We start from the raw sequence: 23,899 nt of genomic DNA, 5'->3' as shown, positions 1-23,899 counted from the left end.
CGCCGGTTGGCTCGAGGTCGGGGTTTGCTTGAGGGTGACCGCCGGTTGGCTCGAGGCCGGGGTTCGCTTCAGGCGGACCACAGGCCGGCTTCAGGGCGCCGTGGTTTCCTGCGGCGCATGAAGATCATGGCCAGTGTGGTCCCGGCGGCGCGTCTCACCGCGCGCATCGTGTTCGCGGCCTGTTTCGTCGCCGCGCTCAGTGCGGGTCTGGTGACCGTGGTGGTGTCCGCGCTGCGATAGCCCGGCCTGTTGGGCCGGGCGCTGCGCCGCACGCCACCTGTCAGCGTAAAGCGAGATCCAGACGGGCCAGGATCGGCCGTGGGGCGGTCATCCGCCACGCCTCGGTGATGAGGTCACAGAGCTCGTCCTCGTGCGCCTTGCGCAGGCGCACCTGCACCCAGCCGACCCGGCCGGACGCGTGTGCCTTCTTGTAGGCCCGGGGATCGTCCTCGACCAGGGCCGCCTGCTCCTCACGGGACGTCTTGACCAGCATGGTCCAGTCGTCCTCGCACAGATAGGCGAACCCGCGGTCACGCACCCGGAAGCCGAGGTGGTTGCCGTGCACGCGCTGCTCCACCTCGGGCAGCGTCAGGACCATCCGGAGCGCCTCGTCGACGCTCACCCCGCGGCTGGTTCGCAATCCCATGTCTGTAGGTGTAACAGGAGGGTCCGACACTTTTCCCGGGATCCGATTTTCCCCATTTGCTCAATTTCATGATCAAATGCGTTCTTGCAGCGTGAGGCCGCCCCACCGAAATTGTCGGGGGGCGTCGCTATGGTGACGCCCATCCGGATCCGGGTCACGGGGAGGCGACACATGGGCACGGTCGAGGACACGTTCGTCGTGCCGTCCTCCTGGCTGCGAGCCATCAGGCCGCGGCGCGGCGGGGCACCCGCCGGGTTCAGCCCCGCCCCGACCTGGGCCGCCGACATCGCCACACTGCTTGCCAAACGCCCCAGCCTGCGCACGTCGTTCACCCATCCCGCCACCCCCGCCGACCTCCGCGACGCCGGCCTCGACGGTGACACCCCGCTCGGTGCGGCCGTGGTCGTCGCCGCTTATGCCGGCCCGCCCGACACCATCAGCCGGGCCGCGGCCGCGGTGTTCGCGGACGGATGGGTCGCCCAGCACGGGCTGCGCTTCGCCGTCGAGGCTGCGATGGAGCTGCAGGGCCTGGGCTATGGCGCCGAGTGGAACAGTTCCCGGGTGGGGGAGCCGGTGGTCCGCCGCGTGCGCGGCTCGGAAGGCGCCGGCGCCGTGCTGACCAGGGTGCGGGCCGCACTCGCCGCCGCGCCCGAGGAGGAATACCGGTCGCTCGTCGAGTTGCTCGGGTCGTGGCGGGGGCGGTCGGCGACGCATCGGGTCGTGACGGCGTACCTCGCACCGACCGAGACCGCCTGGGTCGAGGAGGAGGTTGCCGGCCACCTCGGCGGCGACGACTGGCGCATCCTGCTGATGCTCTCGTCGGTGACCACCGTGGCGCAGGTCGAGGCCCTCGTCGGAGCGCACCCGCCGTGGGCGCTGCTGGCCGACGCCGGGCTGCTGCACACGATCGCCGACGGGCTCGGAGTGGCCGCCGCGCCGCTGTTCGTGCAGTGGTTGGACCGGGTCACGTCGTCGGCCGACGTCCAGCGCTCCCTGCTGTCCATCATCGCCGCGATGCCGACGGACGAGGCGTTCCAGGTGCTCGTGGACCGGGCGGAAGCCCGCCATGTCGCCGCCGCTCTCACCGAGGCCAGCGGACGGTTCCCGCGGCGGGCGGTGCGGCTCCTCGCGGCGGCCGCGTCCCGGCGCGGCGTCGCCGAGCGGCTGCGGGCCCACGTCGCCGCGCACCGTGACGTCGCCGCCGAGGTGCTGCCGGCGCTGAGCGGTGCCGCCGCCACCCGGGTCGCCGCCGCGCTCGACACCCTCGACCGCCGCATCATCGCGCCGCCGCCGGCGCTGCCGGCGCTGCTCGTCACGCCCCCGTGGCACGCGGCCGGCAAACCGGTCGTCATCAAAGGGCTGCGCTGCACCGACGAGCCCGGGATCGCCTGGCAGCCGGGGGAGCGCGACGAATGGCTCCACCGGTCCGGCACCGTCGGTCAGTGGGGCCCGCTGCGGTCCGACTGGCCCGCGCTCGCCCGGGACATCGATGCGGGCACGTGCTCCTGGTTCGACACCTTCGGGTTCTTCATGCACGCCCCGATCGACCTCGCCGGGCCGGTCGCCGCCCGCTGGCGGCCCAGCCGAAGGTGGGACGGGGAGCGCTGGTCGCCCGCGCTCGTCGCGAGGTTCGGTGTGCTGGTGCTGCCACTGATGCTTGAACTGGGCGCGGCATCGCTGCTGATGCCGTTCACCGGGCCCGAGGTCGCCGCCGTCGTTGCGCGGCGACTGGACGGCGGCCAAGCGTCCCGCCAGCACGCCGTCGACTGGCTGCGCCGGCATCCTGAGGTCGCAGCCCGGGCCCTGGTGCCCGCGGCGCTCGGCCGCGCGGGAGCGGCCCGCCGGCTCGCCGGGCAGGCGTTGCGCGCCGTCGCCGACCTGGGCCGCCGCGACGCGGTCGAGGCCGCCGCCCGTGGCTATGGTGCCGAGGCCACCACCGCGGTGACGGACCTGCTCGACGCCGGCCCGCTCGACGCGCCCCAGGCCCGGCCGCCGGCGCTGCCCGACTGGGCCGACCCGGCCGCGCTGACCCCGATCGAGCTGCGTGGCGGCGCCGGCACGCTCCCGGCCGACGCGGCCCGGCACGTGCTGACGATGCTGGCCATGTCTCGTCCGGCTGAGCCATACGCCGGCCTGAGCGTCGTCCGCGAGGCGTGCACGGCGGCGTCCCTGGCCAGGTTCGCGGTGTCACTGCTGCAACGGTGGGTCGAGGCGGGCGCGCCCCGGGCCGGCTGGGTCCTCGACGCGCAGGCGGTCCTCGGCGACGACGAGACCGCCCGACGGCTCGCCGAGCACATCCGCGCCTGGCCGTCCGAGGGCGCCCTCGCCAGGGCCACCACTGCCGTCGACGTCCTCGCGAGGATCGGCACCGAGGGAGCCCTCACCGAGCTGCACCGCCTCACCACGAAGGTCCGCACGCCGTCGGTGCGGGCCCGCGCCGAGGAGCGCCTGGCCGAGGTCGCCGCTGCGCTGGACCTGTCTCCGGAGCAGCTCGCCGACCGGCTCGTGCCCGACCTCGGCCTCGACGCCGCCGGCACGCTCGTGCTGGACTTCGGGCCGCGCCGGTTCACGGTCGGGTTCGACGAGCGGCTCAAACCGTTCGTCGCCGACGAGACCGGCGCCCGGCGCAAGGACCTGCCGAAGCCCGGCGTCCGCGACGACCCGGCCCTGGCGCCCACCACCGCGAAACGCTTCACCCAGCTGAAGAAGGACGTGCGGACCGTCGCCGCCGAGCAGATCCCCCGGTTCGAGCGGGCCATGGTGTTCGGTCGTCGCTGGACCGGCGCCGAGTTCCACCGGCTGATCGTCGGGCACCCTCTCGTCTGGCACGTCGCGCGGCGCCTCGTGTGGGCCACCTTCGACGCGTCCGGTGCGTCCGGTGCGTCCGGTGCCTCCGATACGTCCGGTGCCTCCGATACGTCTGGTGCCTTCGGTGCGTCCGGCGCGTTTGGTGCTTGTGGTGCGAGCGGTGCCTTCGACGCCTTTGGCGTCCTGCGCGGTGCGTTGCGGGTGGCCGAGGACAGGACCCTCGCCGGGGTCGACGACGCGCCGGTGGAGGTGCTCGACAGCGACCTGGTCGGTGTCGCACACCCGCTGCATCTTGGTGCCACGCTCGGCGTGTGGGCGGAGCTGTTCGCCGACTACGAGATCCTGCAACCGTTCCCGCAGCTCGGGCGGGGCAGCCACGGGCTCACCGACGACGAACGCGACCGTGACGTTCTTGCCAGGTTCATCGGCGTGAAGGCACCCAGCGGCCGGTTCGCCGGGCTGATCCGCGGCGCCTGGCGCCGCACCGACGGCCACATCTACGGCGAACAGGGCTGGATCGCGCGTGACCTGCCCGGCAGCCGCACCGCCGTCCTCGAGTTGGACCCCGGCCTGCACTACGGCAACGTCTCCGTCGACTCGATCCAGACCGTCACCGACGCCTGGGTGCGCCCCCACCACACCGGCGGGCCCGACCAGCCGCGATTGCCGCTCGCCGACCTCGACCCGATCGGCGCCTACGAGCTCGTCCGTGACCTGGAGGAAGCAACCGCATGACCGAGGACACCTACGTCACTCCGGAGTCCTGGCGGCGCAGCATCCTGCCACGCCGCGGCGGGCTCCCGGTCGCATACCGGCCCGCTGCCGGCTGGTCGGCGACGGTCGCGGCAAGCCTGTCCGGCGATGTCGACCCGCGGGCCGCGCTGACGCATCCCGCCACCCCCGCCGACATCCGCGACGCCGGCCTGGCCCACCTCGACAGCGTCGCGCACCTCGACAGCGCCATGCACAGCGTCGCGCACCTCGACGGCGTCGCGCACGGCGTCGCGCCCCTTGACGGCGTCGCGCACGGCGTCGCGCGCCTCGGCGGTGCCAGCACGCCGCTCGGCGCCGCCGCGGTCACCATGACCGCGGTCGGGCCGTCGCAGCACTGGTCCAGCACGGTCAGCGCCGCCCACGCCGACGGCTGGATCGCCACGCACGGGCTGGCGTTCGCGGTCCGTGCCGGGGTCGAGCTGGCCGAGGTGTTCCTTGAGACGCCGTACCGGGCGGACCTCGGGCCGTGGGCGCTGTGCCGGTTCGGCGACAGGTACACGTCGCTGCACCACGACACCGACGGGACCACGATGGTGCTGCACCGGCTGCGGGTCGCGATGGCTGCAGCCGGCGACGACGAGCACGATGCCGCCGTCGACGCGCTCGCCACTCTGCGGGAGGGGCCGCTCACCACCCGGCAGCGGGCCGCCGTGTCGTTCCTGGCGCCGACCATGCGGGACTGGGTCGCCGCCGACGTGCAGCTCGTCGCCGCCGACCGGGGCGCCAACTGGGCCGCGCTGCTGCTGTACGCGTCGATCACCGACCCGGCACACGTCGACCCGCTCCGGTTCGGGCACGTCCTGTGGCACCTGGTCCGCTCCGGTCAGCGCCTGCACACCCTCGCCGAAGGACTTGGCGCCGCCGGGATGCCGGCGTTCCGGACGCTCCTGGACGGTCACGCCGGCTGGGCCGACGGGACGCGGGCCGTTCTGGACCTCGTCGCGGCCGTCCCCACCGACGAGGCGCTGCGGCTGCTGCTCGACTGGCCCGAGCCGCGCATCGCGATGCCGTCCATCATCGAGGCCGCCGACCGCTTCCCGCGCCGCGCCCTGCGCCTCCTCGCCATCGCCGACCGGTCCGCCGACCGCACCACCGGTGGTGCCGCGAGTGCTGCTGGTGCTGTCGTGGGTTCGGGGTCTTCCGGTCTTGTCCGGGTCGGTGGTCCGGGTACGGCTGGTGTGGACGAGGCGGTGCTGCAGGCGGTCGTGAGCCGGCACCGGGCCGTCGCCGGGGAACTGGTCGGCGAGCTGCCGGCGGACGCCGCCGCCCGGATCGCGGCTGTCATCGCCAGGCTCGACGCGGTCCGTGCCGCGCCACCCGAGGCGCTGCCTCCGGTGCTCGCCGATCCGCCGTGGCTGGGCGCCGCCAAGGCCCGCAAGCCGGTTGTCGTCGCCGGGCTCACCTGCACCGACGAGACCGTGCTGCGCTGGGAGCCGGGCGAGCGGCTCCGGTGGCAGCGGCTCCAGCGCTCGGGTGGCGGCTCGCTCAGCCCCGTGGAGACCGAGCAGGTCGCCATGCAGCTGCGGGGCGGTGGCGGGGATCCGTACCGTCAGCTGACCTTCTTCGTCGACGCGCCCGAGACGCTCGCCCGGCCGCTCGTCGCGTCCTGGCGGCCGCACCACCTCTGGGACGCCGAGTCGTGGCTGCGGATCCTCGTCGGCCGGTTCGAGCTGGACGCATGGCCGGTGGTCCTCGACTCCGCCCGGCGCGGGCCGGCCGAAGTGGCGCCGGCGTTGATGGCGTTCGCCGGACCCGAGCCGGCGCGGCTGATGGCCGAATGGTTCAGCCGGTTGAAGAGCCTCCGGTCCGTCGCCGCGCAGTGGCTGCACCGGCATCCGGAGGCGGCGGCCCGGGCCCTCGTGCCGCCCGCCCTGGGGAAGCCGGGACCTGCCCGCCGGCACGCCGAGCAGGCCCTGCTCGCCGTCGCGGCCGCCGGGCACCGCGACGTCGTCGAGGCCGCGGCCCGCGGCCACGGCCCCGCGGCCGCTGCGGGGATCGCGCAGCTGCTGGACACCGACCCGCTGCTGCACCTGCCCGCGAAGATCCCGGCCCAGCCCGACTGGGCCGACCCGTCGCAGCTCGCGCCGGTCCAGCTCAACGGGGACGCCGGCGCGCTGCCCGCGGACGCGGTCCGGCACCTGCTGACGATCCTGGCCATGTCGAAGCTCGGCGAGACGTACGCCGGGCTCGCCCAGGTCCTGCAGGCGTGCACGTCCACGTCGCTCGCCGAGTTCGGCTGGTCGGTGTTCGAGCAGTGGCGGCTCGTCGGCGCCCCGGCGAAGGACGGCTGGGTCCTCGACGCGCTCGCGTTCCTCGGCGACGACGACACCGTGCGGCGCCTCGCCCCGGTCATCCGGGCGTGGCCCGGCGAGGGCGGGCACAGCAAGGCGGTGGCCGCGCTGGACGTCCTCGCCGAGATCGGCACCGACGTCGCTCTCATGCACCTGCACGGCATCTCCGAGAAGGTGAAGTTCAAAGGCCTCAAGGACCGCGCCAAGGACAAGATCGCCGAGGTCGCGGCCTCCCTGGACCTGACTCCGGACCAGCTCGCCGACCGGCTCGTGCCCGGCTTCGGCCTCGACGCCGGCGGGACCCTGACGATCGACTACGGCCCACGCCGGTTCACGGTCGGCTTCGACGAGCAGCTCAAGCCGTTCGTCGTGGACGAGGCCGGGGCCCGGCGGAAGGACCTGCCGAAGCCCTCGTCGAAGGACGACCCGGACCTGGCACCGGCCGGCGCGGCCCGGTTCGCGGCCCTGAAGAAGGACGTGCGGACCGTCGCCGCCGACCAGCTGCACCGCTTCGAGCAGGCAATGGTCATGCAGCGGCGCTGGAGCGGCGCCGAGTTCCGGCAGTTCATCGTCGAACACCCCCTCGTCTGGCACGTCGCCCGCCGCCTCGTCTGGGCAACGTTCCCCGCCGCCCGCGCAGATGCGACGGCAGCCGCTGCCACCACGACGACGGCAGCAGCCGCTGCCCCGACGACGACGGCAGCAGCCGCCGCCACGCCGGCAGCCACTGCCACCACGACGGCAGCCACCACCACGCCGGCAGCCACCACCACGCCGGCAGCCACCACCACGCCGGCGGCAGCCACCACCACGCCGGCGGCAGCCACCACCACGCCGGCGGCAGCCGCTGCCACGACGGCAGCCACCACCACGGATGGCGGCATGCCGCTGCGCACGATGCGGCTGGCGGAGGACAGGACGCTCGCCGGCATCGACGACACGACCGTCACGCTCGCCGACGACGCGGTGGTCGGCGTCGCGCATCCCCTCCACCTCGCCGGCACGCTCGGCGCCTGGGCAGAGGTGTTCGCCGACTACGAGATCCTGCAGCCGTTCGCGCAGCTGGCCCGCGACGCACACGCGCTGACCGACGCGGAACGCGCCGCCACCGACCTTGCCCGGTGGCACGGCGTGAAGGTGCCGACCACGAAGGTCCTCGGGCTGGAGCGGCGCGGCTGGCGTCGTGCGGCGGCCGAGGACAGCGGGATGCAAACGGCGATGGAGCGGGAGTTGCCGGGTGGCGCGCTGCTGGTCGCCGAACTCGAGCCGGGCGTCGTGATCGGCGACGTGACCGAGGTCGCGGAGCAGGCGTTCATCGAGGTGTGGATCGTCGGCGCGGGCGGGTCCAAGTGGACCAGGGACCGGCCGCACGCGTTCGGCGAGCTCGACCCCGTTACCGTGTCCGAGATCATCAGAGACCTGCGGGAGGTCGTGCAGTGAGCGTTGCGAACCCGGCGAATGAGGCGCCGCAGGACGGTGCCACCGTGCAACGGCCGCCGGCCGAGGTCCGGTACGCCGACGAGCTGGCCCGGCTCCGCGACACCGACACCGGTGAACGGCCGCCCGGCTGGGCGTTGAGCCTCACCGCGGCGCGCCGGTTCATCGTCGGTGACCCGTCGGCCGGGGTGAGCCGCAAGTTCGTCGGCGACCCGTCGCTCATCGATCGGGCACTCGTGTCGCTCGCGACCAGCCGCGGGTTGATGCTCGTCGGCGAGCCCGGCACCGCCAAGTCGCTGCTGTCGGAGCTGCTGGCCGCGGCGGTCAGCGGCGACTCGACGCTGACCGTGCAGGGCGGCGCGGCGACGACCGAGGACCAGATCAAGTACTCGTGGAACTACGCGCTGCTCGTCGCCGAAGGCCCCAACCAGCGTTCGCTCGTGCGGGCGCCGCTGCTGCGGGGGATGGCCGAGGGCAAGGTCGTGCGGTTCGAGGAGATCACCCGCTGCCCGCTCGAGGTCCAGGACTGCATGCTGTCGCCGCTGTCGGACCGGGTCCTCGCGATCCCCGAGCTGACCGGGCCGGACGCGATGGTGTTCGCCCGTGACGGGTTCAACGTCATCGCGACCGCGAACACCCGCGACCGCGGCGTCAACGAGATGAGCGCCGCGCTGAAACGGCGGTTCAACTTCGAGACCGTGTTCCCGATCGCCGACTTCGACACCGAGCTCGCGCTCGTCGAGGCGGAGGCCGGCGCGCTGCTGCGCCGCTCCGGGGTCACCGCCGCGCCCCGCCGGGACGTCCTGGAGGTCCTCGTCACCACGTTCCGGGAGCTGCGGACCGGGCAGTCGGCGCGCGGCGACACGATGGAGCGACTGTCGGCCGTGATGAGCACCGCCGAGGCGGTGTCCGTCGCCCACGCGGTCGGGCTGCGCGGCTGGTTCCTGCGCCGCGAGGCCGGCACCGCCGAGGACCTCGTCAGCTGCCTCGCCGGCACCGCGGCCAAGGACAACAGCGACGACCTGGCGAAGCTGCGGCGATACCTGGAGCAGCAACTGACCTGGCGCGGCGGCGCGCAGTGGAAGGCCCTGCACGCCGCCCGCCACCAGCTGCCGGGCTAGGTGCGATGACCACGACGTTCATCGGCGTGCGGCACCACAGCCCGGCCTGCGCCAGGCTCGTCGCCGACACGATCAGGGCGCTGCGGCCCGCGCACGTGCTCGTCGAGGGGCCCGCCGACATGAACGACCGCGTCGGCGAGCTGCTCCTCGGGCACGACCTGCCGGTCGCGGTGTTCAGCAGCTACCGCGACGACGATCGGCAGTCCGGCTCGTGGGCGCCGTTCTGCGCGTACTCGCCGGAGTGGGTCGCGCTGCAGGAAGGTCACCGCGCCGGCGCCCGGGTGCGCTTCATCGACCTGCCGTCGTGGGACCCGGCCCTGGCCGAGCGGCAGAACCGTTACGCCGACGCCGAGCAGCGCTACGCCGAGGTCGTCGACCGGCTCTGCGCCACGTTCGCCGTCGACAACGTCGACGCGCTCTGGGACCACCTGTTCGAGATCCCACCCGCCGACGGGCTCGCCGAGCGCCTCGCCGCCTACTTCGACCTGCTGCGCGGCGAGACCCCGGTGAGCGACGGCGACACGGGCCGGGAGGCGTACATGGCCCGCTGGATCCGTGCGGCTGCCGCCGACGCGGGGGAGCGGCCCGTCGTCGTGGTCACCGGCGGCTTCCACCGCCCGGCCCTGATCCGGCTCACGGCCGGAGCCGCCGAGGACGTGGGCTGGCCGGACGTGCCCGCCCTGCCCGAGGGGGCGGTCGGTGGCAGCTACCTGGTGCCGTACTCGTTCCGGCGCCTCGACGCGTTCGACGGGTACCAGTCGGGGATGCCCTCGCCCGAGTACTACCAGCAGCTGTGGGAGAACGGGCCGAGGCACGCCGCCGATCAGCTCGTCACCGCCGTCGTCGGCCGGCTCCGCGACCGCAAGCAGCAGGCTTCGACGTCGGACCTCATCGCCGCCAGCGCTTCGGCAGCCGGTTTGGCGTTGGTACGCGGGCACCAGCACCCTGGTCGTACCGACATCCTGGACGGACTGGCAGGAGCGCTCGTCCACGACGCATTGGACGAGCCACTGCCATGGGCGACCCGGGGACGGCTGCGGGCTGGCACCCACCCCGTCGTCGTGGAGATGGTCGCCGCGCTCAGCGGGTCACGCGTCGGCCGGTTGCACCCGTCGACGCCGCTGCCGCCGCTCGTCCACGACGCCGACGCCGACCTGGAACGGGAAGGGCTGAACGGCGACCGTACCGTCACCCTTGCCCTGACCACTGACGACGGGCTGCGCCGCAGCCGGCTGCTGCACCGGCTGCGGGTGCTGCGGATCCCGGGGTTCACCCGCCGGCACGGGCCACGGACCGGTGTCGACCCGGTGCTGGACGAGCACTGGGACATCACCGACCACGAGCATCGGCTGGTCGCGCTGATCGAGGCCGGGGCGTACGGTGCGACCCTCGAAGAGGCGGCCGCGGCCGCGCTAGCCGAACGCATCCGTGACGCGGACGTCGCCGCGCTCGCCGACGCGCTCTTCGACGCCGCGCTGTGCGGCACCGTCCGCCTGTCGGGCCAGGTGCTGCGCGACCTCGACGCGGCCGTCGGTGGCGCCGCGGACCTGGGCGCCCTCGGCCGGCTGCTCGCGGTCGTGCTGACGTTGTGGCGCCACGACCGCCTGCTCGGCACCGCTGGTAGCGAACCGCTCGGCGCCGTGATCACCGCCGCGCAGCGCCGGGCGCTGTGGCTCGCGGAAGGGGTACGCGGCGCCACCATCCCGGCGGAACCTGCCCGCATCGACGCGGTCGTCGCCGTGCGCGACACCATGGTGCACGCCGGCCGGCGGCTCGGGCTGGACCCGCTGATCCCTCTGGAGGTGATGCGCCGGGTCGCCGCGGACGTGGACGCGCCACCGGACCTGCGCGGTGCGGCGTTCGGCTTCGCCTGGGCCGCCGACGCGGCCACCGCCGACCCGGAGACCACCGGCAGTCCGCCGGATGCCGTGGACGCGGGCGGCGCCGGTCCCGCGGACGAGGCGGGCGGAATTGGCAACGCGGACCCGGCGGACGATCCGGGAGTCGTCGGCGGTGTGGAAGCCGCGGGCGGTGCCGGCGGTGTGGACCACGCGGGCGGGGTGCACGGCGCGGTGCGTGCGGTGCGTGGGGCGGCGGCTCCGGCCACGGTCGGGGACTGGTTGGCTGGGCTGTTCGCCGTCGCGCGGGAAGAGGTGCTGCACGCGCCCCGGGTGCTCGATGTGCTTGACGATCTGGTCAGCGGTATGGGCGAGGCCGAGTTCCTGATCGCGTTGCCGGCGTTGCGGCAGGCGTTCACGTATTTCCCGCCGCGGGAGCGGGAGACCGTTGCCGGGCACCTGCTCGCCCGCCGTGGCATCGGGGGTCCCGGTCGGGCGCTGCTGCGGCCACCGGCCGTCGACCCCGTCCTCATCGCGGCCGCGAAGGAACTGGAGGCGCGCGTCGACGCCGTCCTCATCCGTGAAGGGCTGCTCGCGTGACGCCTCCCGAACAACCAGCGGCGCCCGAGCAATCAGCGGCGCCCGAGCAGCCAGCGGCGCCCGAGCAGCCAGCGGCGCCCGAGCAGCCAGCGGCGCCCGAGCAACCAGCGGCGCCCGAGCAGCCAGCGGCGCCCGAACAACGAACGGTGCCCGAGCAACAAGCGGCGGCGGAGTTGGAGCGCTGGCGGCTGGTGCTCGGCGAGCCGGGGCAGTCCGTGATGGCCGGTGAGCAGCTCAGCGCGGCGGCAGCCGGGCGGGACGCGGCGCTCGACTGGCTGTACGGGCGCGACGAGGACCTCGAACGCCGCGGCATCAGGCAGACGCGTCACGGTGGTGACGGCCCGTCGGTGGTGACGACCGTGGACTGGCTCGACGACATCACGACGCTGTTCCCGAAGGAGACGGTCGAGCGGTTGCAGCGTGACGCGGTGGAGCGGTATGAGATCCATGACGTCGTCACCGACCCGGCGGTGCTCGCGCGGATCGAGCCGAACCCGACGCTGCTGAAGGCGGTCCTGCGCACCAAGCACCTGATGAACCCGGACGTGCTGCTGCTGGCCCGCAGGATCGTCGAGGAGGTGGTGCGGCAGCTGATGGAGAAGCTGGCGACGGAGGTGCGGCACGCGTTCTCCGGGGCGCGGTCCCGTAGCGCGAGCCGGTTCAAGGTCGCCAGGAACTTCGACATCCGCCGGACCCTGCGGGCCAACCTGGGACGGTACCGGCCGGAGGAACGCAAGGTGTACGTGGAGACGGCGTACTTCGTGTCGAGGACCCGCCGGCACCTGGACCAGTGGCAGGTGATCCTGCTGGTCGACCAGTCGGGGTCGATGACCGACAGCGTCATCCACTCGGCCGTCACCGCGGCGTGCCTGTGGGGGCTGCCCGGCGTCAAGACGCACCTGGTCGCGTTCGACACGGCCGTGGTGGACCTGACCTCGGACGTCGACGACCCGGTCGAGCTGCTGATGAAGGTCCAGCTGGGCGGCGGCACCGACATCGCGAAGGCGGTCGCCTACGGCGCGGGGCTGATCGAGCAGCCGCGGCGCACGATTCTGGCGCTGATCAGCGACCTGTACGAGGGCGGCGACAGCGCGCGGCTCGTCCAGCTGGTCCGGGACGTCGCCGGGCAGGGCACGAAGGTGCTGTGCCTGGCGGCGCTGGACGAGGCCGCCGACCCGGCGTTCGACCGTGAGATGGGCGCCCGGCTCGCCGACGTCGGCGCCGCGGTCGGCGCGATGACCCCGGGGCAGCTGGCGGCGTTCGTGGCCGAGCAGGTGGGCAGATGAACGCCGAGCAGGTGCGGCACATGAACGCCGAGCGGGTGCGGCGGCTGAGCGCTGAGCAGGTGCGGCGGCTGAGCGCTGAGCAGGTGGGGCGGCTGAGCGCTGAGCAGGTGGGGCGGCTGAGCGCCGAGCAGGTGCGGCGGCTGAGCGCCGAGCAGGTGCAGCGGATGAACGCCGAGCTGGTGGGGCAGATGAAGCAGGTGGGCAGATGACCAGGGCGGACCTGCTCGCGCTGACCCCGGACGCGCTCGCCGCGCTCACCAACCGGGGCCTGGTCAAGCGGGCGACCCGAGAGGTCGAGGCCACGCCGCCTGCCGTGACCGTCGACGGGGACGGGACGGTGCGTGGCAGGTACGCCGACGGGCCCGAGACGTCGCTGCCAGCCGGTGGCCTCGAGCGGGGCAGTTGCACCTGCGGCGCGACGGGGATCTGCCGGCACGTGGTGGGGCTCGTGCTGGCGTACCAGTCCAACGAACCCGACACCGAAGCGGTCCCGGAAACGCGGCAGTGGTCCCCGGGTCGGTTCACCGACGAGCAGCTCGAGGCCCGGATCGGGGCACGGCAGCTGGCGGCGGCCCGCCGGACACACCGGGCCGGGTACGCGGCGAGGGTCCACCGTCCTTCAACGGCCGACGCGGCGCCACGGGTGGAGCTCGGCTCGGCCACGGTGCGGTTCCTGGTCCCGGACGACCTCGGGTTCGTGCACACCGACGCCGTCGCCGGCGCCCGCGACGACGTCTTGGCGCTGGCCGTGTGGGCGTTCCGGGTCGCCGACGCGAAGGCGCCCGACGACCGGGACGTGCAGGTCGACGTCGGCGGGCCGGAGACGGCCGGCGTGGAGGGCGGCGACGGATCCCTCGACGCCGCGGTGCGCCTCGCCGACGAGGTCCTGCTGACGGGTGCGACGCACGTGGGTCCGGGCCTCGCGGGCACGGTCGCCGAGGTGCGGCAGCGGCTGGACCGGGCCGGGCTCCGGTGGCCGCTGCTGGCGGTCGGCGACCTCGAGGAGCAGTTGGCGGCGTACGAGCAGCGCGGCAGCACGTACAGCCACGAGCGGCTCGCCGGGATCGTCGCCGAACTGCACGCCAGGCACCGGGCGGTCGCCAACCGCGGGTCGAGCCTGCGGGCCAGGGTCCTCGGCACGCAGGAGGCCGCGGAGACGCCGATGCGCCGGGCCCGCCTGGACGGGCTCGGCTGCCGGGTCCGGGCGGTGGGCGACACGGACCGGCAGGTGGAGATCTACTTCGCGCACGCCGACAGCGCCACGGTGCTGGTCCTGCGGCGGACGTTCGGCGACGCCGTCGAGACGCTGAAGACGCGGCGGGTCGGCGGGGCGACGGTCGCGCAGCTCGCGGCGGGCAACGTCGTCACCGAGTCCGCGATCCGCAGCGCCAGCCGCACGGTCCGGCTCGCCACCAGCAGGGTCGCGAAGACCACCGTCACCCCGTCGCAGGGGGCGTGGACGTCGCTGCCGGACGCGCTCGTGGTGCGGGACCTGCGGGACCTCGCGGCGGAGCTGGACCGGCTCCCACCGCGGGTCGTGCGGCCCCGGGTCGAGGCGGAACTGGTGCGGGTCGTGCAGGTCGCCGAGGTGCGGTCGGTGCGGTACACGCCGGGGGCGCAACGGCTCGACGCGGTGATCGCCGACCCGGCCGGGAACCCGGCGACGATCACCGCGACGCACACGGCGGCGGCACCGGGCGCCCTGGACGCGATCGCGGCGGCGCTGGACGGTCCGGTCCGGGCCGTCGCCGGCACCGTCGGCAGGACGGGTGGCGAGATCGTCGTCGAGCCGCTCGGGCTAGCGGTCGGCGACGACGCCGTGGTGGTGCCGGATCTCGCGCCGGCGGGCGGGTTCCGGGTCGACGGGACCCTCGCGGTCGGCGGCGACCCGCTGCGGCACGTGGTCGACGCGGCCGTCGCCCTGCTCGCCGAGGTGCCGCACCGCGGGCTGAGGATGCTGCCGCCGACGTTCCCCAACCGGTTACGCGACGCGGGGGAGATGCTGACGCGGGTCGGGCTGCACCGGGCGGCCGCGGCCGTCGGCGCGCTGCGGGCCGGGCTCGGGCCGGACCCGGACGCCGTGGCGGCGGGGCTGTGGGTCGACGCGTACCTCCGGCTGCTGGTCACCACCGAGCTGCAGTGAGGTGTCCGTCACGGACCGTCGATGAGCAGCGGAAACTTGTCGGGACAGGGCGACAGGCGGCAGAAATAGGCACATCGTTTTGCCCGGATCTGTGCTCGACGGAAGAGGGATCACATCCCCTCGACGGCGTGTCGATCTTGATCCGTGGCTAGGCTGCTCGCCGGACCTGTAGGGACAGCAAAATAGGGGGCGCAGCATGGCTGACTCGTTCGTGCATCTCCATGTGCACACCGAGTACTCCATGCTCGACGGAGCGGCGCGACTCAAGGACATGTTCAAGGAGGCGACCCGTCTCGGCATGCCCGCCGTCGCGATCACCGACCACGGCAACATGCACGGCGCGTACGACTTCTATAACAAGGCGATCGCGGCCGGGGTCACCCCGATCCTCGGCGTCGAGGCGTATGTCGCGCCCGAGTCGCGGCTGGTGAAGAAGCGCGTCAAGTGGGGCCGGCCGGACCAGAAGGACGACGACGTCTCCGGCAGCGGCGGCTACACCCACAAGACCATCTGGGCGCGCAACCGCACCGGCCTGCACAACCTGTTCCGGCTCAACTCGCGGGCGTCGATCGAGGGGCACTTCGTGAAGTGGCCCCGGATGGACATGGAGATCATCGCCGAGCACGCCGACGGTCTCATGGCCACCACCGGCTGCCCGTCCGGCGAGGTGCAGACCCGGCTGCGGCTCGACCAGTTCGACGAGGCCCTGGCCGCCGCCGCGAAGTACCAGGAGATCTTCGGCAAGGAGAACTACTTCCTGGAGGTCATGGACCACGGCCTGGACATCGAGCGGCGGGTGCGCGACGGGCTGACCGAGATCAGCAAGCGGCTCAACATCCCGCCGGTGGTCACCAACGACTCGCACTACACCCACGAGTCGCAGGCCGAGGCGCACGACGTGCTGCTGTGCGTGCAGACCGCGGCCAACATCAACGACCCGAACCGGTTCCGGTTCGGCGGGTCGGGCTACTACCTGAAGTCCGCCGACGAGATGCGCGCCGTGGACACCTCCGACCTGTGGCAGGCCGGCTGCCGCAACACCCTGCTCGTCGCGGAGAAGGTCGACACGAGCGGCATGTTCGAGAAGCGCAACCTCATGCCGCGCTTCCCGGTGCCCGAGGGCGAGACCGAGGCGTCGTTCTTCCGTGCCGAGGCGCACCGCGGGATGGCCCGCCGGTTCCCCGGCGGCATCGACGAGGAGCACGCCAAGCAGGTCGAATACGAGATCGACATGATCATCGAGATGGGCTTCCCCGGCTACTTCCTCGTGGTCTCCGACTTCATCCTGTGGGCGAAGAACCAGGGCATCGCCGTCGGTCCCGGCCGTGGCTCGGCCGCCGGCAGCCTCGTCGCCTATGCCATGGGCATCACCGACCTCGACCCGCTGCCGCACGGGCTGATCTTCGAGCGGTTCCTCAACCCCGACCGCATCACCATGCCCGACGTCGACATCGACTTCGACGAGCGTCGGCGCGGCGACGTCATCCGCTATGTCACCGAGCGGTGGGGCGAGGACCGGGTCGCACAGATCGCCACCTTCGGCACGATCAAGGCCAAGGCCGCGATCAAGGACTCCGCCCGGGTGCTCGGCTACCCGTTCGCGGTCGGCGACAAGATCACCAAGGCGATGCCGCCCGCCGTGATGGGCAAGGACATCCCGCTCACCGGCATCTTCGACCCCAACCACCCGCGCTACAGCGAGGCGGTCGAGTTCCGCGCGCTGTATGACAGCGACCCCGACGTGAAGAAGGTCGTCGAGACCGCGAAGGGCATCGAGGGCCTGATCCGGCAGACCGGCGTGCACGCCGCCGGCGTCATCATGTCCGCCGAACCCCTCATCGACCACGTGCCGCTGTCGCGCCGTGACGCCGACGGGGCGATCATCACCCAGTTCGACTACCCGACGTGCGAGGACCTCGGGCTGCTCAAGATGGACTTCCTGGGCCTGCGCAACCTCACCATCATCGACGACGCGCTGAAGAACATCGAGAGGACCCACGGCACCAAGCTCGACCTGCTCGCGCTGCCGCTGGACAACAAGGCCGCCTACGACCTGCTGTCCCGCGGCGACACCCTCGGCGTGTTCCAGCTCGACGGCGGGCCGATGCGCTCACTGCTGCGGCTGATGAAGCCCGACAACTTCGAGGACATCTCCGCCGTCCTCGCCCTGTACCGACCGGGCCCCATGGGCGCCAACTCGCACACCAACTACGCGCTGCGCAAGAACAAGCAGCAGGACATCATCCCGATCCACCCCGAGCTCGAGGAGCCCCTCCAGGAGATCCTCGGCCCCACCCACGGCCTGATCGTCTATCAGGAGCAGGTGCAGCGCGCCGCGCAGAAGCTCGCCGGCTACACCCTCGGCCAGGCCGACCTGCTGCGCCGGGCCATGGGCAAGAAGAAGAAAGAGGTCCTGGAGCAGGAGTTCGTGCCGTTCCGCGACGGGATGCGGGGCAACGGATACTCCGACGAGGCCATCCAGAAGATCTGGGACGTGCTCGTCCCGTTCGCCGACTACGCGTTCAACAAGGCGCACACGGCCGGCTACGGTCTCGTGTCGTACTGGACGGCGTACCTCAAGGCGAACTACCCGGCCGAATACATGGCCGGGCTGCTGACCAGCGTCGGCGACGACAAGGACAAGATGGCCCTGTACCTGTCGGAGTGCCGGCGGATGGGCATCGAGGTGCTGCCGCCGGACGTCAACACCTCCGCCGGGCCGTTCACCCCGGTCGGCAAGGACATCCGCTTCGGCCTGGCCGCCGTGCGCAACGTCGGCCACAACGTCGTCGACGCGATCGTGCGGTGCCGGCAGGCCGCGCCGTACAAGGACTTCCACGACTTCCTGTCCAAGGTCGACGCCGTGGTGTGCAACAAGAAGACCGTCGAGTCGCTCATCAAGGCCGGCGCGTTCGACTCGATGGAACACCCGCGCCGCGGGCTGCTCGCCATCCACGCCGACGCCATCGACGCCTACGCCGACATCAAGAAGAACGAGGCCATCGGCCAGTTCGACCTGTTCGGCGACGCGTTCGCCACCGACGACACCGGCAGCGGCGGGCCCGCCATGACCGCGGCTATCCCGCAGATCGAGTGGGACAAGCGGGAGCTGCTCACCTTCGAGCGGGAGATGCTCGGCCTGTACGTGTCCGACCACCCGCTGTTCGGCCTCGAGTCGGTCCTCGCCAAGGCCGCCGACACGGTGATCAGCAGCCTGTCGGAGGAGGGCGCGGTGCAGGACGGCGCCGTCATCACCCTCGCCGGCATGCTCACCGGCGTCCAGCGCCGCATCACCAAGCAGGGCAAGCCGTGGGCGTCGGCGACCCTGGAGGACCTCGGCGGCGCCGTCGAGGCGCTGTTCTTCCCCAACACGTATGAGCTGGTCGGGCAGTACATCGCCGAGGACGCCATCGTCGTGGTCAAGGGCCGCGTCGACCGGCGGGACGAGACGCCCCGCCTGATGGCGATGGACATGTCGATGCCCGACGTCACCGTCGCCGACGAGAACCGGCCGGTGGTGCTGTCGCTGCCGGCCAACCGGTGCACGCCGCCGCTGGTCGACCGGCTCAAGGAGATCCTGCTCAACCACCCGGGCAAGGCCGAGGTGCACATCAAGCTGAGCAACGGCTCCCGGATCACCCTGCTGCGCCTCGGGCCGTATCACGTCGCCCCCACCACCGCGCTCAAGGGCGACCTGAAGGCGCTGCTCGGTCCCAACAGCTTCTCGTAGACGGACCCGCGATAGGGTCGGCGGGTGCATACGCACGCCCTAGCCGACGGCCTGCGCCCGCGTCGGTCGCTCTGGCTCTCGCGGCGTGCCAGGTGGTCGGCGGCCGTCGTCGCGGTCCTCGTCGTCGCCGTGCTCGCGGGCGCCTTCGTGTACCGGCTCAACCAGCGGCCGTATGCGTTCGACCGGCTCAGCCGCATCGGCGTGGTCACGTTCCCGGACGCCGTCGACGACGCCAGCATCCGCGCGTTCCTGGACAGCAGCCGGGCGTTCGTCGGCTACCCGGCCACCGACGGCCACTTCCATCTGCACGCGGTCGACGTCGACGACCCTGCCGCGGCGCCGATGTGGACCAACACGTCGTTCACCGCCGTCGAGTCGTTCCACTTCGCCCGCGGCTCCGTCGTGGTCACCGGCCTGCCGGACCAGGCCGGCCACCGCACGATCACCCTGCTCAACGCCTCCAACGGGGTGCCGTTCATCAGCTTCGACGTCACCGACGACGACCGCTGGGAACTCGTCGGCAAGTACTTCGTCCGGTACCGGTCGGCGGAACACCGACTGGTCATCACCGACGTCGGCACGCAGAAGGAGATCGCCACCCTCGACCAGCCCGGTGGCCCGCACAGCTTCTGGCTGACCGACAACTGGAGCCACCAGCAGGTGCCGACCTCGACCAACGGTGCCGCGCTCGACGAGCCGCTGACCGTCGACCCGCACCTGGTCCGGGCCGTGGCCGGCGGTGGCCTCGAGGTGCTCAGCCTGTCCAGCGGCAAGCCCGACGCCACCGCGCCGGGGATCGCCGGGCCGCAGGACCTCGTGTACCCGTACGCCGAGCAGGTCTTCGTCGCCACGCCCGGGCCCGGGTACCGCATCCGCGCCTATGACCGCATGAAGCTGAGCAAGGCCCAGTGGACCTGGGCATCCCCGGATCAACAGGCGAAGGTCGACGCCCTCGTCGCGTGCGGGGAGCGGCGCGTCTGCGCGGTCGAGCGGGGCCGGCTGACTGCGCTGGACATCCGCACCGGCGAGGTCGAGTTCCGCGTCGACCTCGACGGCCCCGGCACCGTGCTGCCCGTCGGCGACCGCGTCATGCTGCGCGACGCCGGCGGCTCGGTGCTGCTGGACGACGCCGGGCACGTCATGCGGCGCTGGCCCGGCAAGCGGGCCGCCCGCCTCGACGACGGCAGCTACCTGCTGCTGCCGTCCGACGTGCCCGTCGGCGCCTTCCCGTGGCTGGGTGTGCAGGCCGGCAACGGCGTGACCCGCGACCTCGGCTCCATCGACGTGTCACCCGAGACGTGCACCTGGAGCCACACGTATCTGGCCTGCGCCGCGGAGGTCCCGGGACGGTTCGTGTTCTACCGGGTCAGGACGCCCTGGTACTCGGGGCGGCTCTGACGGGTGCGCTTGCGCGCCAGCCGGAACATCGCCACCGCACCGATCGCGACCCAGATCACGTTGAGCACGGCGGACGGCCAGGCGCCGTTGACGGCCGAGTTGAGCGCGAGGGCGGCACCGCCGACGATGTTCAGGACCTGGAACACGCCGCCGTCGCCGGTGATCCGCTTGCTGGACACCAGCGCGTACGCGGCCAGCAGCACGGCCGCACCCGCCCAGCCGAGCAGCGCGATCACGACAGCACCGCGAACGCGCGGACCGTGAACGTGCCCATGCCCGCGATGCGTGGCGGCACCGCGGAGAAACGGAACCCGTCGAGGGGCAGCCGGTCGAGGTCGGTGAGGTGCTCCACGACGTAGATGCCGGCGTCGAGCAGGCCCGTGTGCGCCGGCCGGGTCAGGTCGGCGACGTCGTCGATGTTCACGGAGTCGATCCCGACCAGTGCGGGGCCCTTGCGGACCAGCCACTCGACGGCGTCCCGGGTCAGGAACGGTGCGTCGGGTCCGCCGTAGGCGGGGCTGCCGAAGTGCCTGGACCAGCCCGTGCACACCAGAACGGCGACACCGGAAAGGTCGGTGCCGTCACCGAGTGCCTTGGCGAGGTGCGCCGCGTCGACGGCGCGTTCACCGGCCGCGTCGACCAGGAGGCCGGGCAGGTCCGCCACCCGGTCGAGGGGTACGTCGGTGAGGTCGCTACGGCCCTCGAACCGGTGCGCCGGGGTGTCGAGGTAGGTGCCGGTGTTGGCGATCAGGTCGATGCGACCGATCTGGAAGGTGGTGTCGACGGCATACCGGCCGCGGGAGTCGTCCCGGGACAGATAGTCGGTGATGACGGGTCCCGGCATGCCCGGATAGGTCACCAGACCCGCGTGGATCGGGTGGCTGAGTTCAACGAAGCGGCTCACTCGTCCATCTTGAGGGACAGCACAGCTAACGTGTGAGCGAGAATTCCTACAGTTGCACTGAAGCAGGGCTGCACATTGAACCTGGATCCGCGCCGCCTCGCGGTGCTCGCCGCGATCGCCCGCCGGGGCACGCTCGCCGGCGCCGCCGCCGCGCTGCACGTCACCCCGTCCGCGGTGTCGCAGCAGCTGGCGCAGCTGGAGCACACCGTCGGCCGGCCGCTCGTCGACCGGTCCGGGCGGCGGGCCGTGCTCACCGCCGCCGGCCGGGTCCTGGCCGCCCGGGCCGAGGCAATCGAACGCGAGCTCGCCGAGGCCGAGCGGGAGCTGACCGCGATGTCGGGCCGCGCCGCGGGCCTGGTCCGGGTCGGCGCGTTCCCGACCGTGATCCGGTTCCTGCTCATCCCCGCGATGGCCCGGCTGGCCCGCGACCACCCCGACGTGACCTGCTCGATCACCGAGCTCGACGGCCCGCCCGCGCTGCGCGAACTGCGCCTCGGCGGCCTGGACGTGACGATCACCGAGCGGGACGCCTCGCTGGGTCTGGAGTCGCGCCGGCAGGTGCACGTGGTGCCGCTCGTCGAGGATCCGTACCGGGTGGTCGTGCCGCTGGACTGGCCGCCGGTGCACTCGTACGGCGACCTGGCCGACCGGCCGTGGATCTGCGGGCCGCCGTCCTCGACGACGGGGCAGGTGCTCGACCGGCTGAGCCGGGAGCGTGGCTTCACCCCGCGCCGGGTGCACCTGTGCGTGGACTATCCGGCCGTGCTCGCCCTGGTCTCCGCCGGTCTGGGCGCCACGATCGCGCCGGATCTGGCGCTGCGCGGGATGGCTGACTTCGCGGTGCGGGTGACGGACCTGCCGGTCGCCGGCGCGCGCCGCCTGGACGCCCTCGTCACCGCCGGCAGGACTGCCCTGCCGGCGGTGGAGGCGCTGCTCACGGCGCTGGTTCAGTAGATGGACATGTGCACGTGGTTGGTGTGGTCGCTGCTCGGGTCGCCCTGACCGCTGTGGTACGCGCGCCACCCGGTCGCCGGCGTCCAGATCTGCTTGAACCAGATCACGTACATGACCCCCAGCGCGGTCGCGTTCTTCACCAGCCACGCGGCGAGCTGCGTGCCGTACTCCTTCGACGAGCCGGTCGCCACCCCGCCGAAGTCCTTCGCGTCGGCGGCGAAGTCGCAGGCCCGTCCCTTCGGGTGCTCGTACGGCTCACCCGGCGGCCGCCAGCACGACACGAAGTGCGTGAAGCCCGCCTTCTGCACCTGCTGCAGCGCGTGCAACGTCCTCGGCGTCAGGCAGCCCTTGGTGGTCGGGTCGTCGACGCCGCACGACTCGGTGGGCCACGACCCGTCGGCCTTTCTCGGCGCAGGCTCCGCTGTTGTGCTCGTGGTGCCACCGCTCCAGGTGGTGGATCCGTCGACGGCGTTCTTCGACTGAGCGAGGGCCTTCTCCAGCTCCGCCTTCTGCTTCGCCATCACCGCCGTGCTCGCCTGCTGCTTGGCGACCTCGGCGTCGATCGCCGCCTTCGTCTTGCTCAGCTCCGCCCGCAGCACCGCCACCTGGCGCAGCTGCGCGGCCCGCTCGCGGGCGATGACCTCCAGGGTGCTCACCCGGTCGGCGAACATCCCCGGGGTACCGCTGTTGAGCAGCGTCGCCGCGCTGCGCAGCCCACCGCCGTTCTGATACGCGGCGATCGAGATCGACTGGGTCTCGTCGCGCAGCGTGGCGTACTTCGGCTCGGTTGCCGCCTGTTGCGCGGCCAGGTTCTTCTGGCGCTCCAGCGACGCGGTGAGCGCGTTCTGCGCGTCGATGTACGCGCGGTTGGTCTCGTCGAGCTTCTTGATGAGCGCAGGGTCGCCGCCCTCACCGGCGTTCGCCGGTGAGGACGTGCCGAGCACCACGGTCGGGGTCAGGAGGATCGCAAGCGCCGCAACGACGGCGACGATCCACGGAGGTCTGGACATACTGTTCCCTCCATCGGCCGCCTACCGGGTGAGCTGACGGATTCGGGACGGAACAGTCGCCCCTACCACTCGTTCGAGCGGATTCACCCCAGAAACTTGGTTCCCCGGCCCGTGGGGGCCACGGCTCGGCGGCGACCCGCGCCGGCACGGTCGGTGCCTACGAGCGGGGCTGCCGCCGACCCTAACCACCTGCGATTTCACCCTTTCTGAGACCTTCCGTAACGTCCCGGCGGCGCAGTGCGAGGAGGCGAGGTGAGGGGTGGTAGGCTAGCTTCCTAGGCAGGTTTGGGGGACATGAACCGGGTCACTGCGGGGTATGCGGTGATCTCAAGGAAAGCAACGGAAGGGGTCTCGGACATGTCGAGGAGTGCTACGAGCACACCGGCCACCGTCGAGGACTGCCTGCGCGTCGGTGCCGGCTTCTCTCAGGGAGACAGGGCCTGGATCGCCGAGCAGTTCGCCACGCTCGACAGTCACCTGGCTGCGTATCATGCCGACGCCACCGAGCTCGAGGTGCTGGTGAAGGACCGGGGTGCGCGGGGGCAGAAGGTGACCCTCGAGTGCTGGATCGCCGGGCATCAGAAGATCGTGACGACGTCGGCGGAGGAGGATCTGCACGCCGCGATCAACGACGTCCGCGACGACCTGCGGCGCCGCTTGAACGACGCGAAGACCCGGCAGGAGCCCCGCAACAACCGCCACCTGCGCGAGAGCACCATCACGGACGTCATCTCCCCTGAGCTGACCCCGCCCTTGGACGACACCGAGCCGGCCGACGAGGAGGCTGCCGCTCGGGGCGCGTGACCTTTTGCGAGCGTTGCCCGGTCGCCGATTGTTGGCGGCCGGGCTTCGCTTCGCGGTTGCGGTTCGTGTTCGCGGTTCTCGCTTCGTGGTTGCGGTTCGCGGTTCTCGCTTCGTGGTTGCGGTTCGCGGTTCGCGCTTCGTGGTTGCGGTTCGCG

16 protein-coding genes and 1 riboswitch are annotated in these 23,899 nt (G+C 72.5%); of the genes, 12 read left to right on the top strand and 4 right to left on the bottom strand.

Features of this window, described 5'->3' with window-relative positions; genetic code table 11:
- Window positions 1–117: 117 nt before the first annotated feature.
- A complete protein-coding gene (locus tag Dsi01nite_RS58555) occupies window positions 118–240 on the top strand; it encodes a hypothetical protein (protein ID WP_275423465.1) in 123 nt (40 codons plus the stop codon).
- A 40-nt stretch (window positions 241–280) separates the two neighbouring features.
- Here Dsi01nite_RS58555 and Dsi01nite_RS45665 read toward each other — a convergent pair whose 3' ends face one another.
- Entirely contained in the window at window positions 281–646 is a 366-nt protein-coding gene (locus tag Dsi01nite_RS45665; protein WP_203852725.1) for an MmcQ/YjbR family DNA-binding protein, read from the bottom strand.
- Between the two features lie 171 nt (window positions 647–817).
- Here Dsi01nite_RS45665 and Dsi01nite_RS45660 point away from each other — a divergent pair, with 171 nt between their 5' ends.
- The 9 genes from Dsi01nite_RS45660 to Dsi01nite_RS45620 all read left to right on the top strand — a co-directional run bounded on the left by Dsi01nite_RS45660 (window position 818) and on the right by Dsi01nite_RS45620 (window position 20,072).
- Window positions 818–4,189 (top strand): DUF4132 domain-containing protein, encoded by a 3,372-nt coding sequence (locus Dsi01nite_RS45660; RefSeq protein WP_203852724.1) that lies wholly within the window; start codon window positions 818–820, stop codon window positions 4,187–4,189.
- Entirely contained in the window at window positions 4,186–7,959 is a 3,774-nt protein-coding gene (locus tag Dsi01nite_RS45655; protein ID WP_203852723.1) for a DUF4132 domain-containing protein, read from the top strand. The genes Dsi01nite_RS45660 and Dsi01nite_RS45655 overlap by 4 nt, the downstream gene beginning before the upstream one ends.
- Window positions 7,956–9,077, top strand: coding sequence for an ATP-binding protein (locus tag Dsi01nite_RS45650; RefSeq protein WP_239136713.1), 1,122 nt, complete (start codon window positions 7,956–7,958; stop codon window positions 9,075–9,077). Before Dsi01nite_RS45655 ends, Dsi01nite_RS45650 begins: the two co-directional genes overlap by 4 nt.
- Window positions 9,078–9,082: 5 nt before the next feature.
- On the top strand, window positions 9,083–11,515 hold the full coding sequence (locus Dsi01nite_RS57875) for a DUF5682 family protein (protein ID WP_239136711.1): 2,433 nt from the start codon (window positions 9,083–9,085) through the stop codon (window positions 11,513–11,515).
- 218 nt (window positions 11,516–11,733) lie between these two features.
- Window positions 11,734–12,801: a VWA domain-containing protein gene (locus Dsi01nite_RS45640; protein WP_203852726.1), complete on the top strand. Its 1,068-nt coding sequence runs from the start codon at window positions 11,734–11,736 to the stop codon at window positions 12,799–12,801.
- Window positions 12,798–13,010, top strand: coding sequence for a hypothetical protein (locus Dsi01nite_RS45635; protein WP_203852722.1), 213 nt, complete (start codon window positions 12,798–12,800; stop codon window positions 13,008–13,010). Before Dsi01nite_RS45640 ends, Dsi01nite_RS45635 begins: the two co-directional genes overlap by 4 nt.
- Window positions 13,007–14,944, top strand: a complete 1,938-nt coding sequence (locus tag Dsi01nite_RS45630; RefSeq protein WP_203852721.1) for a YehQ family protein — start codon at window positions 13,007–13,009, stop codon at window positions 14,942–14,944. Before Dsi01nite_RS45635 ends, Dsi01nite_RS45630 begins: the two co-directional genes overlap by 4 nt.
- 196 nt (window positions 14,945–15,140) lie before the next feature.
- Window positions 15,141–18,674, top strand: coding sequence for a DNA polymerase III subunit alpha (gene dnaE / locus Dsi01nite_RS45625; protein WP_203852720.1), 3,534 nt, complete (start codon window positions 15,141–15,143; stop codon window positions 18,672–18,674).
- A gap of 24 nt (window positions 18,675–18,698) precedes the next feature.
- The gene (locus Dsi01nite_RS45620; RefSeq protein WP_203852719.1) at window positions 18,699–20,072 is read left to right on the top strand and encodes an outer membrane protein assembly factor BamB family protein; all 1,374 of its coding nucleotides are present in this window, start codon (window positions 18,699–18,701) and stop codon (window positions 20,070–20,072) included.
- Here Dsi01nite_RS45620 and Dsi01nite_RS45615 read toward each other — a convergent pair.
- Complete coding sequence (locus Dsi01nite_RS45615; protein ID WP_203852718.1) at window positions 20,033–20,308, bottom strand: CBU_0592 family membrane protein; 276 nt, start codon at window positions 20,306–20,308, stop codon at window positions 20,033–20,035. The genes Dsi01nite_RS45620 and Dsi01nite_RS45615 overlap by 40 nt on opposite strands.
- Window positions 20,305–20,976: a cyclase family protein gene (locus tag Dsi01nite_RS45610; protein ID WP_203852717.1), complete on the bottom strand. Its 672-nt coding sequence runs from the start codon at window positions 20,974–20,976 to the stop codon at window positions 20,305–20,307. The genes Dsi01nite_RS45615 and Dsi01nite_RS45610 overlap by 4 nt, the downstream gene beginning before the upstream one ends.
- Before the next feature lie 75 nt (window positions 20,977–21,051).
- Here Dsi01nite_RS45610 and Dsi01nite_RS45605 point away from each other — a divergent pair, with 75 nt between their 5' ends.
- The gene (locus Dsi01nite_RS45605) at window positions 21,052–21,930 is read left to right on the top strand and encodes a LysR family transcriptional regulator (RefSeq protein ID WP_203852716.1); all 879 of its coding nucleotides are present in this window, start codon (window positions 21,052–21,054) and stop codon (window positions 21,928–21,930) included.
- On the opposite strand, the gene Dsi01nite_RS45600 is transcribed toward Dsi01nite_RS45605, so the two are convergent.
- The gene (locus Dsi01nite_RS45600) at window positions 21,924–22,940 is read right to left on the bottom strand and encodes a coiled-coil domain-containing protein (RefSeq protein WP_203852715.1); all 1,017 of its coding nucleotides are present in this window, start codon (window positions 22,938–22,940) and stop codon (window positions 21,924–21,926) included. The genes Dsi01nite_RS45605 and Dsi01nite_RS45600 overlap by 7 nt on opposite strands.
- Before the next feature lie 3 nt (window positions 22,941–22,943).
- A riboswitch (cyclic di-AMP (ydaO/yuaA leader) is annotated at window positions 22,944–23,081 on the bottom strand.
- A gap of 216 nt (window positions 23,082–23,297) precedes the next feature.
- Between Dsi01nite_RS45600 and Dsi01nite_RS45595 the strand changes: the two genes are divergently transcribed.
- A complete protein-coding gene (locus Dsi01nite_RS45595) occupies window positions 23,298–23,744 on the top strand; it encodes an HPF/RaiA family ribosome-associated protein (protein ID WP_203852714.1) in 447 nt (148 codons plus the stop codon).
- The last annotated feature ends 155 nt before the right edge of the window (window positions 23,745–23,899 follow it).

The organism is Dactylosporangium siamense (assembly GCF_016862795.1).
In the GTDB taxonomy this organism is placed as follows: Bacteria; Actinomycetota; Actinomycetes; order Mycobacteriales; family Micromonosporaceae; genus Dactylosporangium; species Dactylosporangium siamense.
This window is presented reverse-complemented; position numbering and strand designations above follow the sequence as displayed.